This window comes from Halomonas sp. TD01, from assembly GCF_923868895.1.
Lineage (GTDB): Bacteria > Pseudomonadota > Gammaproteobacteria > Pseudomonadales > Halomonadaceae > Vreelandella.
In genome coordinates, this window is sequence record NZ_OV350343.1 from 1,349,745 (window position 1) to 1,362,576 (window position 12,832).

At 53.6% G+C, this 12,832-nt stretch carries 10 protein-coding genes; 4 read left to right on the forward strand and 6 right to left on the reverse strand.

The features are described from left to right. Nucleotides 1–91 precede the first annotated feature (91 nt). From L1X57_RS06405 to L1X57_RS06415, 3 genes are all read right to left on the reverse strand, one after another. Nucleotides 92–2,194, reverse strand: a complete 2,103-nt coding sequence (locus L1X57_RS06405) for a TonB-dependent siderophore receptor (RefSeq protein WP_009723200.1) — start codon at nt 2,192–2,194, stop codon at nt 92–94. A gap of 208 nt (nt 2,195–2,402) precedes the next feature. Continuing rightward, nucleotides 2,403–3,329, reverse strand: a complete 927-nt coding sequence (locus L1X57_RS06410) for an AraC family transcriptional regulator (protein ID WP_009723199.1) — start codon at nt 3,327–3,329, stop codon at nt 2,403–2,405. Between the two features lie 239 nt (nt 3,330–3,568). Beyond that, nucleotides 3,569–3,979 (reverse strand): accessory factor UbiK family protein, encoded by a 411-nt coding sequence (locus L1X57_RS06415; protein ID WP_009723198.1) that lies wholly within the window; start codon nt 3,977–3,979, stop codon nt 3,569–3,571. A gap of 347 nt (nt 3,980–4,326) precedes the next feature. On the opposite strand from L1X57_RS06415, the gene L1X57_RS06420 reads away from it, so the two are divergent. The 3 genes from L1X57_RS06420 to glnK all read left to right on the forward strand — a co-directional run bounded on the left by L1X57_RS06420 (nt 4,327) and on the right by glnK (nt 6,511). Then, a complete protein-coding gene (locus L1X57_RS06420) occupies nt 4,327–4,665 on the forward strand; it encodes a P-II family nitrogen regulator (RefSeq protein WP_007112359.1) in 339 nt (112 codons plus the stop codon). Nucleotides 4,666–4,721: 56 nt separating this feature from the next. Next, a complete protein-coding gene (locus L1X57_RS06425) occupies nt 4,722–5,969 on the forward strand; it encodes an ammonium transporter (protein WP_009723197.1) in 1,248 nt (415 codons plus the stop codon). Between the two features lie 203 nt (nt 5,970–6,172). Further along, a complete protein-coding gene (gene glnK / locus L1X57_RS06430) occupies nt 6,173–6,511 on the forward strand; it encodes a P-II family nitrogen regulator (protein WP_009098335.1) in 339 nt (112 codons plus the stop codon). Nucleotides 6,512–6,657: 146 nt separating this feature from the next. Here the strand turns inward: glnK and L1X57_RS06435 are convergent, their stop codons facing one another. Beyond that, nucleotides 6,658–7,434 carry a ferredoxin--NADP reductase gene (locus L1X57_RS06435; protein WP_009723196.1) on the reverse strand — a complete coding sequence of 259 codons (777 nt, stop codon included), beginning with the start codon at nt 7,432–7,434 and terminating at the stop codon, nt 6,658–6,660. Between the two features lie 183 nt (nt 7,435–7,617). Between L1X57_RS06435 and L1X57_RS06440 the strand changes: the two genes are divergently transcribed. Further along, complete coding sequence (locus L1X57_RS06440; protein ID WP_009723195.1) at nt 7,618–8,544, forward strand: LysR family transcriptional regulator; 927 nt, start codon at nt 7,618–7,620, stop codon at nt 8,542–8,544. A gap of 20 nt (nt 8,545–8,564) precedes the next feature. On the opposite strand, the gene L1X57_RS06445 is transcribed toward L1X57_RS06440, so the two are convergent. Together L1X57_RS06445 and L1X57_RS06450 are read right to left on the reverse strand one after the other, a co-directional pair. Continuing rightward, nucleotides 8,565–10,421, reverse strand: coding sequence for a methyl-accepting chemotaxis protein (locus L1X57_RS06445; protein WP_009723194.1), 1,857 nt, complete (start codon nt 10,419–10,421; stop codon nt 8,565–8,567). A gap of 288 nt (nt 10,422–10,709) precedes the next feature. After that, entirely contained in the window at nt 10,710–12,827 is a 2,118-nt protein-coding gene (locus L1X57_RS06450; RefSeq protein WP_234667974.1) for a methyl-accepting chemotaxis protein, read from the reverse strand. Between the last annotated feature and the right edge of the window lie 5 nt (nt 12,828–12,832).

Here is a 12,832-nt window from a genome sequence, read left to right on the forward strand (position 1 = left end):
TAAAAAAATGCCCAGGCGCTATACCTGGGCATCACTGACGCTGACGTTTTTAGAAGCAGTGTTTTAGAAGCAGTGTTTTATAAACAATGGATTAGAAGCGATAGTGAACGCTGGCGGTAACGCCTCGTTCTGCGCCGAAGTAGCAGTACTCCAGCGAGTTGCAGGAAGCCACGTACTCTTTATCCAGCAGGTTGTTCACATTTAGGCGTGTTTCGACCCCTTCAACGCCAATGTGGCTTAGATCGTAGCCAATGGTGGCATCGACCAGGGTGTAGTCAGGGACGGTTTCAGTGTTGGCTCGGTCGGCGGCAATATCTGCGTAGTGGCGTACGCCAACCCCGACATCTACACCGTTCAGCCAGCCATCGTTAATCGCGTATTGACCCCACAGCTGCACTTGATGGCGCGGCGAATAGATCGCATTGTTGCCCTGATTGCCGTCGTCGCTTTTTGCGTAGGTAATATCTGTAAAGCTATAGCCAGCCTGCAAAGAAAGCGCCTCGGTTAGCTGGGTTTGTGCTTCCAGCTCCAGCCCTTGGGATTCAATTTCACCTACCGCGCGATAAGGGTCGGATGGCTGCTCCTTGGTTGCGACGTTTTCTTGGCTGATATGGAACAGCGCTGCGCTGAACTGGCTAGCGCTGCCGTTAGGCTGGAATTTTAGGCCAACCTCCCACTGCTCACCTTCCATCGGCGCTAACAAGTTGCCGTTTTCATCCACAAAACTGGTAGGCGTGAAAGCGGTCGAGTAGCTGGCATAGGGCGCTACACCGTTATCGAACAGGTACACCACACCAGCACGGCCGCTGAACTGGGTATCGCTAAGTGAGCTGGTGTCACCGCTATCACGGTTGGTATTGTCGATATTCACCCAGTCGTAGCGGCCGCCTAGCGTGAAGCGCCAGTTATCGACGGCGATTTGATCCTGTAGATAAACACCCGTTTGGTCTATCTCATGGCGTTCACGGATAGGGGCGTAAAATTCAATCGGGCCGCTACCATAGACAGGATTGAAAGCATTAATGGGTTGGAAATACCCAGAAGGCCATGACACGTCATTTTCTCGCTGTTGATAATCGACCCCAACGAGCAAGGTGTGATCCATAAAGCCGCTGCTGATGGTGGCTTCAAGCTGGTTGTCGATAGTCCAGGCTTCTAGAGATTCATCACTGCCAGAATAGTAGCGGGTTAATTCATCAGAGGTGGGTGACGTCCAGCCATAGCCATAGACTTGGTTAAGCACCACATCGGAATTGAGATAACGTAGTAGCTGGCGGCCCGTTACGTCGTCATTAAAGCGATGTTCCAGGGTATAGCCAGCCATGCGCTGAGTACGCTCGTAGGCGTTGTAGTCGGCTTCGCCATCGAAGAAGTTATTACTGATCTTCTTGCCATTTCTTGGTACTACCGCTCCTTCATAGGGCACGCCGGAGTGGTAGCCGCCTTCTGGCTCATCTTGAAGATAAGCTTCTACGGTTAGGCTGGTGTCGTCGGTGATATCCCATGTTAGTCGGGGCGCAATGGCATAGCGCTCTTCTTCGGCGGGGCCAAACTGGGTGTCGGCGGTACTGGCAATGCCGGTCAGGCGAAACGCCACCCGCTGTTCTGCGCCAATCGGCCCAGTGAGGTCAAAGGCGGCACTGCGCTGGTTATTGTTGCCTACCCGAAAACGTAACTCACCGCTTTGTTCAAATTCAGGGCGCTTACTGTTTAGCGCCACCACACCACCCGGTGACGCGCGGCCGTAGAGCACCGAGGCGGGGCCTCGCACCACTTCAATGCTGTCTAGAAACCACGGATCGATGCGCATACTGCTATGGGAGTTGGCATCACCCATGACCTTTAAGCCATCTAAGAAGGTATTGCTCAAACTGCCGTCAGAAAACCCGCGCAATACCAGGTAATCGAAGCGATTGGAGGCACCGACCTGGTTGCTGTAAACACCCGGCGTGTAATCGGTAGCGCGCTGAACGGTGCTCACCCCGCGGTGATCCATTTGTTCACGGGTAATGCTAGAAACGCTTTGGGGCGTTTCGATAAAAGGGGTGGTGACTTTGGTAGCCGCCTGCTGGGCGGTAACGGTGACCGTTGCTAGCTCGGCAGCCTGCTGTGCAAAAGCCGGAGTGGCGGTAAAGGCTATCAGCAGGGCGCTACTAAATGGAGAGAGGAGAAAGAGGCGTTGTGTTGACGACATGAAGAGTTCCTGTGGGCCGAGGAAGCAAGGAAAAATAAGTAATGAGAATTATTGCCTTTTGCGAGTCTCAAAAGGTATGCGCAATGCCAAACTAGTTATGCGTGCTGCCAAATGCCGCGGAAGGAAGGAACTATTGGTGATAGATGGCTGCACCTGGGTACCTGCAGGAGGTGCCGGGCATGCAGGGGCAACGTCACGATGTTTATGGTTAGCGCTGCATGCTGTGAGGTGCCATACCAAATTGGCGCTTGAAGGCCGTAGCAAAGTTGCTGGCATGGCGATAGCCGCACGCATGAGCAGCCTGTTGCACGCTAAACCCCTTTTCTAGATCGCGATAAGCTTTGTGCAGCCGGGAAGCGCGCAGGTGTTCAAAAATTGAGCAGCCATAACAAACGTGAAATTTCTGACGCAGGCTACTGGGGCTCATCGCCGCTTCTTTGGCCAATGTTTGCAGGTGATAGCGCTGCTCGGGGTACTTCGTGATTTGCTGATGCAACGCGGCGATGCAGCGTCGGTCACGCTGGGAAAGCTTGGGGGATTTAGGCTGTCGCTCGAGATGCTCTGGTAGTCCAAGCCCCAAGAGCTGCAGCGCCAGCCCTTGCCATAACAGTGATTGACGCCAAGCTGCGGCTGGTTGCTCTATGGTGGTGCACAGCGTTTGCCTTAGCGCAGCAGGTAACTGCCAAATATGAAATTGCGGGCTGTTTGGGGGGGGCGGTAGCGCAAGGGAGGACGTCGCCAATACCGCGACATTGACAGTGCGCAAGCGGGGTTGGGCAGGCTGGATAACAATGAGCGGGTGTTGGGCATCAAAATGCGCGCAAAAACCATCGCCCGCCGTTAGTCGATAGGGTGTCTCGCCTAACTGAACACTGATCTCCCCTTCCAAAATAACGCTGATAAACCATGGCACACTCTGGTAGGAAGTAGAGGTATAAGTGCGTTCCACCTGCAGGTCAGAAAGTGTCAGGTGGAGTGCCTGCGAGAGCCTGACATCGTGAACATGGCCAAGCGCTACCGGGCTAAGAGGGCTAGGTGAATCTTCAATGCGGTAGTGAATTCCAAAGCGCTGGCCAAGCTGCAAAAGCGCTTGGGAAGTGATTTCAGGCGTTGAAGCGCGTTGCTGCTGTGGCATCGTGGCGTTAGTGATCGAGGTGAGAGCAGCTTGGTGCAGTTACCCATCCAATACGTGTATCAACATGGGACTGCTTTGTACGGCTGCCCTTAATTGGTGCTCAAAAAGAGGCAAAAAAGTTAGCGCATAGACAAGATATCACCATCAATTCGAATGTCAATGATAGTGATTCTTATTAATAGGTGGGAAAGCCAGCGGCAGGGAGCCGCTCGCCGCTGGCAATAGTATGTCGCTTACGCTTAGGTATCCGCTTTAGGCGGTTCGGGGCTTTCGGTTTTAGTACTTTCGGTTTTAGTACTTTCGGTTTTAGTACTTTCGGTCTTGGTGCCCTCGCTCTTAGTGCTGTGTGGCTGAACGGGCGTCGGCGGCGCTTCTGCTTCAACCGGGGTGCTGCTTGTTGAGGTAGAGGCTTCCACCGCTGCCTCAAGGCTGGCCACTTGGCGCTCCAGGGCTTCAACGCGGGAACGCGTGCGCTGCAGTACATCCATCAAAATATCAAAGTCTTCCCGTGACACCAGCTCCAGTCTGTCAAAGGCGCCACGTACCACCTGCTGTACGCCTTTCTGAATATCTTCCGGGGCTTGGGACGCATTCTGTAAACGATCCCCAATCTGCTGGGCTAAACGGCTGATGCGATCTTGAGGCGCCATAGCTCTCTCCTTAAATGACCACGCATAAATGTGCACTGCTTACTAATAAGGATACGCAACCCGCCGTCGATGCGCATGCGTCGTTTGCAAATTAGCGTCTGGCCTTTCTGTATCGATGGATTGCATCGAAATGAAGCGCCTCGCTTTTATTAATGTTCTTTTATGGTGCAAGTAGGCGATCGCGGGTGCTACTAAGTCTTCCTTGTCATCGGATAATCTTAAATTTCATGAAACAAACTGCTGACTTATAAGAAAAAAAAGCTGGGTGGCACGGTATGCGCATTAACGAGATAAGTACTTAATTCGGGCGGCGCTGCCGCTACCTAATCCAGCAGGGGAGATCCGGGATGAAACTCATCACCGCTATCATCAAGCCATTCAAGCTTGACGACGTTCGTGAAGCGCTCGCCGACAACGGCGTTCAGGGCATCACGGTGACTGAAGTTAAAGGCTTTGGTCGTCAAAAGGGGCATACCGAGCTGTATCGTGGCGCAGAGTATGTCGTCGATTTCCTACCCAAAGTAAAAGTAGAAGTTGCTGTCGATGATGCGCGTCTGGAGAGCGTTCTTGATGCTATTTGCAGCGCAGCTAACAGCGGCAAGATCGGTGACGGCAAGGTGTTTGTAACGCCATTAGAAGATGTGATCCGTATTCGTACTGGTGAGCGCGGCGCTGACGCCGTGTAACGCTTTCCGGCCTGCCTTTTACGTATAACTTCTCTTAATACAACGGGGAACTCCTCATGAATGAGTTAGCTGATTTGAGCTATGCGCTCGATACGTTTTACTTCTTGATTTGCGGCGTGCTCGTAATGTGGATGGCCGCTGGCTTTTCAATGCTTGAAGCTGGCTTGGTGCGTTCCAAAAACACCGCCGAAATCCTGACCAAAAATATCGCACTGTTTGCGATTGCTTGCACCATGTACTTGTTGGTCGGTTACTACATCATGTATTCCAGCAGCGCGGGTGGCTTCTTACCCAACCTTGGTTTCTTAATCGGCGCTGAAAACAGCGTTGATGCAGTGACCGCAGGCGGTGATGATGCGCCTTACTACTCAATGCGCTCTGACTTTTTCTTCCAGGTGGTGTTTGTTGCCACTGCCATGTCGATTGTGTCGGGTGCGGTTGCTGAACGTATGAAACTGTGGGCATTCCTGGCCTTCGCTGTTGTGATGACAGCCTTTATCTATCCGGTATCTGGCTACTGGACATGGGGTGGCGGCTGGTTGTCTGAAGTCGGTTACTCCGATTATGCGGGTTCCGGCATTGTTCACATGGCGGGTGCCGCCGCTGCCTTAGCCGGTGTATTGGTACTTGGTCCGCGTAAGGGTAAGTACGGCAAAGATGGCTCTATCCACGCGATTCCAGGCGCTAACATGCCGCTGGCCACGTTGGGTACCTTCATTCTTTGGATGGGCTGGTTCGGCTTCAACGGTGGCTCTGAGCTGAAAATGTCTGACATCAGCTCTGCCAACAATGTTGCTCAGGTGTTTGTTAACACCAATGCGGCCGCTGCCGGTGGCGTGCTCGCTGCACTGATTCTTGCCAAGCTGTGGTTCCGTAAAGCGGATCTTACAATGGCGCTTAATGGTGCATTGGCTGGTCTAGTGGCGATTACGGCTGATCCGCTGTCCCCCTCTGCGCTAGGCGCTGCTGTGATTGGTGCGGTGGGCGGTTTGATCGTTGTTTTCGCTATCATTACGCTAGATAAACTCAAGCTAGATGATCCGGTCGGCGCTATCTCGGTACACGGTGTTGTGGGTATCTGGGGTGTGTTGGCGGTGCCGCTGACCAATAGCGATGCTTCTTTCGGCGCACAGTTGATCGGTATCGTTGGTATCTTTGGCTGGGTATTCGTCGCTAGCTTAGTGGTGTGGCTGGTGCTGAAAGCCATCATGGGTATCCGCGTTAGCGAAGAAGAAGAGTATGAAGGTGTCGATATCGCTGAGTGCGGTCTTGAAGCCTACCCCGAGTTTAGCGTTAAGAAATAAGCTCGTGCTAATGAAATGAGCTGGCGTGCTCCCTTGGCCTCCCTACGTGGGAGGCCTTTTTGTCTTGGTACACTCTCACTGCACATTTGCGTTGATTTTTTATTCTCTGCCAGTAGCGGTGTATGCTTAATAGTAACGGGCTTGGCTAACAGCAGTGTCCCGCCAACCTTTGATAAAAGGCCACCAAGCTAGAGGATGTCGCAATGAAATTGATCTCAGCCATTATCAAGCCGTTTAAGCTTGATGACGTACGCGAATCGCTCTCTGATATCGGCGTGCAGGGCATTACGGTAACGGAAGTGAAGGGCTTTGGCCGCCAGAAAGGTCACACAGAGCTATACCGTGGTGCAGAGTACGTGGTGGATTTTCTGCCTAAAGTAAAGCTGGAAGTCGCGGTAGATGACGATATGGCAGAACAGGTAATCGATGCCATCACTCAGGTTGCCAATACTGGCAAAATCGGCGACGGCAAAATTTTTGTAATGCCGCTGGAGCAGGTAATCCGTATTCGTACCGGTGAAACCGGTAAAGACGCGGTTTAGGTTTGTTAACTGTGAGTGGTGAATGGTAAGTAAAAAGCAGTAAGTTGTTTGAACTGTAGGCAGTAAGCAGCACAAAGCCCCTGTGGATCATCTCCAGCAGGGGCTTTGTATTAGCGACTAGAATTTTTCTACTCACTACTCACTACTCACTTCTCAACAAAGGCACGCTCGATCACGTAATCGCCCGGCTCGCCCATGCGCGGGGAAATATTCAGGCCCAATTCGTCTAGTAGTGAGCTAGTGTCGTCGAGCATGGCGGGGCTGCCACAAATCATCGCGCGGTCTTGGCGCGGATCAATCGGCGGAAGGCCGGTATCTTCAAACAGCTTGCCGCTGCGAATGTGATCGGTCAGGCGTCCCATAGTGTGGAACTCTTCACGGGTTACCGTAGGGTAGTACACCAGCTTCTCGGCAATTTCTTCGCCTAGATATTCGTGAGCAGGCAGTTCTTTGGTAATAAAGTCGGCGTAGGCCAGTTCAGACACTTCGCGCACGCCGTGTACCAGCACCACTTTTTCAAAGCGCTCGTACACTTCAGGGTCTTGGATCAGGCTCATAAACGGTGCAAGGCCCGTGCCGGTGGAAAGCATGTAAAGGTTGCGGCCCGGTAGCAGGTCATCGCATACCAGCGTGCCTGTAGGCTTGCGGCTGACCATAATTTGGTCACCGACCTGAAGGTGCTGCAAGCGCGAGGTGAGCGGGCCATCGGGCACTTTGATGCTGAAAAATTCTAGGTGGTCTTCGTAGTTAGGGCTAGCAATGGAGTAAGCACGCATCAGCGGTTTACCGTTCACTTCCAGGCCAATCATCACAAACTGACCATTTTTGAAGCGTAGGCTACGCTCGCGAGTGGTGCGGAAGCTGAACAGGGTGTCGTTCCAGTGGTGAACGCTGAGGACTTCTTCCAGGGCAAACTTGCTCATGCTAACTCCTCCATTGGGCAGAGTGGCCTAAGCCTCGTCTGCCATATTCTAAAAAAGCATAAAAGATGGCTAAATATGTTGATGGTAATTCTAAATAAAGAGAGATATATCTGTTAAGCAAATTATACTGATAACACTTATCTAAAAAATAGATATGCTGCCGAAACAAGATAGGTTCTTGCTATGCATTACACCCTGCGCCAGTTGGAAGTCTTTGTGGCGGTCGCCCAGCACGAAAGTGTTTCCCAGGCAGCGCGTGCCCTCGCGATGTCCCAGTCTGCCACCAGCACGTCGCTAGCGGAGCTTGAGCGTCAATTTGACTGCCAGCTTCTTGATCGCATGGGAAAGCGGTTGAAGCTTAATGCGTTAGGTTTTCAGCTGTTGCCGAAAGCGGTTGCCCTGCTAGATAGGGCGGAGGAGGTAGAAGAACTGTTGCGCGGCCAGCAAGGCGTGGGCGCGTTGGATGTGGGCGCGACGCTAACCATAGGCAACTATTTAGCGACCTTATTAATTAGCGATTTCATGCAGCGCTACCCCGGCAGCCGGGTGCGTCTTGCGGTGCGCAATACGCGTCACATTATTGAGAGTGTGCGCCAGCACTCGCTTGATTTAGGGCTGATTGAAGGGCAGTGCGACGACGATATGATTATTAGCCAGCCCTGGGTGGAAGATGAGCTGTGTGTGTTCTGCTCGCCGCGCCACCCGTTGGCGGGGCGCGAGCATCTTGAGCTGGAACAACTGTTGCGTGAAGACTGGATTATGCGCGAGGAGGGCTCTGGCACTCGCATGACTCTTGAACACGCCGCGCGCCACCGGCGTAGCCGGTTTAATACCCTGTTGGAGCTTGAACATACCGAGGGTATTAAGCGGGCGGTGGAATCGGGTCTAGGCATTGGCTGCGTTTCCAGGCTAGCACTGCGTGATGCGTTCCGGCGCGGCAGCTTAGTGCCTCTGCCAACACCGGAATTAGACTTAAAACGTCAGTTCACTTTCATCTGGCACCGCCACAAGTATCTTACCACGGGGGTACGAGAGTTCTTGCGACTTTGCCGCGAGATGACCGCGGGTGCCAAGCGCAGTGATGATATTCCACTGCCGCCGATTCCTTAGTCACTCAATACGATAGTTACTCAATACGACGGCAAAACGTTGGTCGAATTGACTGTTAGGGGAGCCGGGGGGTGTTGAGACAGCTTGAAGCTGCTGATAGTGCCTTTAAGATGATTGGCTTGCTCTTTCAGCTGTTCAGCAGCGGTGGTGGACTCTTCCACCATGGCAGCATTTTCTTGGGTCATACGGTCAAGTTCAGACACTGCAATATTGATTTGCTTGATGCCATCGCTCTGCTCGCTAGTAGCGGAGTTGATTTCCTCTAGGACATCGGTGACGCGGATGATATGAGCGACGATATCCTGCATGGTGGCACCGGCATTTTGCACTAATGCGGTACCGTTATTGACTCTGCTTTGTGAATCTTCAACGAGTTTTTGAATATCGTTGGCGGCTTCGCTACTACGCCCTGCTAATTTACGTACTTCATCGGCAACGACCGCAAAACCACGGCCATGTTCCCCCGCCCGGGCGGCTTCTACGGAGGCGTTAAGGGCCAGTAAGTTGGTTTGGAAGGCAATGCTGTTCATTAGCGTGACAATTTCACCAATTTTATGGGAGGCCTGGGAAATATCTTCCATCGTGGTGACCACATTGGCGACCACTTGGCCGCCCTCTTTAGCGACTTTCGAGGCCTTATGGGATAGCTGATTGGCTTCTTGAGCCGAGGCGGCGGTGTGTTCCACCGTGCTGGTTATCTGTTCCACCGAGGCAGACGTCTGCTGCAGGCTAGAAGCCGCGTTATCGGTACGGCGGGATAGATCCTGGCCGCCCAGAGCAATTTCGTTAGCGGCATGGTGCACCGACTCACTGCTGGTGCGCACATCAATCAAGACCGCTTCCATTTTGCCTACAAAACGGTTGAAGGCACCGCAAATTTGGGCCACTTCATCGCGGCCTTGTTCTGGAAGTCGGCGGGTCAGATCCCCTTCACCACTAGCGATGTCATTTAGGGCATCTCGGGCTCGTTCGAGGCCAGCGAACGCACGCTTGAGCCACAAACTCAGCAGTAGAGCCGTGACAGCAATGATGGCTATTAACGTGAACAATGAAGACTTGAGGATGGCGCGCAATCCTGCAGTGGCTTCACGCTCGTCTAACGCCACGCCGAGCTCCCAGTCGGTACCGGCGATGGAGATCACTGATAGTCGCTTAGTCTGGCCGTCGACTTGGACAGGCTTCCACTCATCCTGGGCAGCGCTCAGCTGCTTGATAGCCTCAGGAGATAAGGTGTCGCTAATTCGACTCAGCGGCTCGAGAGCCAACGCAGCGTTGGGATGCGCAATCACTGTCTCGCCACCGCTACTCAGAAAGGCAAAGCTCGAAGGCGTTGGCTGAATAGCGGTGACCTGGCTGACGAGGTTGTCGATGACGACATCGCCGCCGATCACCCCATATAAACGGCCATTACGCTTGACTGGCGTCGCAAAGGTAACCACTAGCTGATTGCTATTAGCGTCCACGTAAGGCAGCGAGACGATAGTACGATCCTGCTTTGTTGCTGCTTGGTACCAGTCACGCTGTCGTGGGTCATAATCACTGCCTGGTATCCAACCATCGGAAGAAAGATGACTACCATCAGATTGGCCGTAAAAGGCCGCTAAGAACCCGCCTGACTCTGCTAACTGGGCGAGTGGCGCAAGCGGGTCATTATCAATCACGGGCATGCGCGCTGCTTCTAGTATGGCGGCTCGGGCATCAATCCATTCTTCAATTGCCAGGGCGTTCCCCTGTGCGATGGATGCCAGCTGTCGGGTTACTTGCTGGTCATTATGTGTCTGCAAGGTCAGGTAGCTGACCGAGGCATTAATAGTCAGTGCTAGCGTGATCACCAGCAAAGTGATCATCATGATGCGCAAGCGTAGGGACGACAGCATTAATTAAGTCTCGCTATTTAGGTAAAGTAAGGTCGGAAGTTGACCGCTTGGTAGGTAACGTCTGCTGTCATGCTATCGGCGTCGACGGATACGACTTTAGGTGTACGCTACGGTCAATGCAGATTTTTAGACGAGGAAAATACGCGCTGGCTTAAAGCACGCGAACAGGGGTGACATAACAGCGGGAGCCTCAAAATAAGGCCTGGGCAGGATAATGACCGCCAGAGCCAGTGGTAGCGATAAACTTCCGCTACCGTCGGTGCCCCGGCGGCCTGATTTTATAGCAGTTTAGTGTTGTGACAGCGCTGGCGCAGGCAGTGTGCGCTGGCCCTGTGTATGGCGGCTGTCATGTGCTTCAAGCGTGAACCCACCTACCAGTGCATCGAGCCGATTCGCCTGATCTTTAAGCTGTTCGGCGGCGGTGGTGGACTCCTGCACTAGGGCTGCGTTTTGCTGAGTCATCTGGTCTAGATCGGTAACGGCAATGCTTACCTGACTGATGCCGTCGTTTTGCTCTCGCGCGGCCGTACTGATATCGCCCAGCATTTGAGTAACACGCGTCACGCTTTGAGCCAGTTCATGCATAGCGGCTTCGGCATCGCGCACCATTTGTGTGCCGCTTTCTACCTTACCGGCTGAGGCATCAATACGTTGGCGAATATCTTTGGCAGCGTCGCTGCTGCGCGAGGCGAGTTTACGTACCTCATCAGCCACGACGGCAAAACCACGACCATGCTCCCCAGCACGGGCAGCTTCTACGGATGCGTTTAGCGCCAGTAGGTTAGTCTGGAAAGCGATGCCATCAATGACGCTGACAATGCTCTGAATTTCATCAGAGTTGGTGCGAATATCCGTCATTGTGGCGACCACCTGCTCAAACGCACTGTCAGTGCGGGACGCTAGCTCAGAGGCGGTTTGAGAAAGTCCGCTGGCTTCCTGAGAGGCGTGAGTGGTGTGGCCAACGGTACTGCTGATCTCTTCCATGGCTGAAGAGGTCTGTTGCAGGCTGGCGGCGGCCTGTTCGGTACGCCGTGAAAGATCGTGCCCACCTTGGGTAATCTCATTGGCCGCATGGTTGACTGCTTCGCTGCTGCGCCGTACATCCAGCAAGATGGTTTGGATTTTCTCCGCGAAGGCATTGAACTGTTCTGCTACCGCTGCGCTTTCATCGCGCCCATGAACTGGCAAACGTTGGGTAAGGTCGCCATGCCCTGTCGCGATCTCTTCCATACGGTTAGCCAGGCGCTTAAGAGGACGTGCGATTCGTCCACCAATCCACCACAGTGCGCCGACACCAATGGCTGCCAGTAGCAGACCCACCAGTGACATGCCTAGCGTGTTTTGCTGGCGCTGCTCGCTGAGTACGTCTTGCAAAGCGTTCAGTTCGGCCAGTGCCACTGACTCAGGGAGCTGTAGTACCAAGACCCAAGGCTGGTCTGTATTGCCAAGGGTGATGGGCTGATAGCGCTGAAGCATACCGTCGGCCATGCTGCTATGGAGGCTGCCCTGCGACACTGCCTGTTTAATACCTGCCAATAGCGTGTCGCTTAGCGAATCGCTAGCGGGTGATCCTAGGGCTTCTTCGCTAGCGGTATCGGCTACCAAGCCGCCACGCCCGGCTACCAGTGTCATTCGTCCCGCACCATCATAAAGCGTCTGGTTAGCATCGCTTAATAAGGTTTGGATAAAGTTAAGCGCCAAATCAATCCCTGCCACCCCACGAAATTCACCATCTACCAAGATGGGGGCATTGAACGAGGTGACTAGCTGGGTCTCGCCGCCGAAATCATAAGCCGCGGGGTCGATAATACAGGGAGCCAAGGTTTCACGCGGGCACAGATAGTACTCACCTTCGCGCACGCCGCTGGCAAGGGGAGTTTCGCTCTCCATGTCCTCACCTAGCGGTAGTATCGCCAGCTCGCCATCATCGGTGCGGTACCACCAGGGCATAAAGCGGCCGCTTCCGTCATGGCCGTAGCGCTCGTCACCCGCGTAGCGGGCGTCATCTCCAAAGGCGTTGGGCTCCCAGCCGATATAGGCATCCAATAGATCAGGATTATCGGCGACGGTTTGGCGGACAAGATTCGAGAGCTGTCGGCGGCTTAAGTACAGCGCGCGTTGGCCTTCTGCATCTTCCATGCCCATTAACGCATTGGTCGTGGCTAGTTGGCTGGCCAGCGTCATCGCTTTGTCCAGCTCGCGCTGAATGCGTTGGCCTTCCGCATCGGCAATGGCGTTTAAGCGGGCATCTAGCGCGCCTTCCATGAGCTCACTGGTGTGGTCATCCACGGTTTGTTGGGTGTGAGCGGCGGCGATCAAGTTATACACCACCATGGCGGCCACGATGGCTAACAGGCAAGGGCCTGCTAGTGCCACGACAAAAGAGCGTAACGAGCGAAAATGCATAGTGT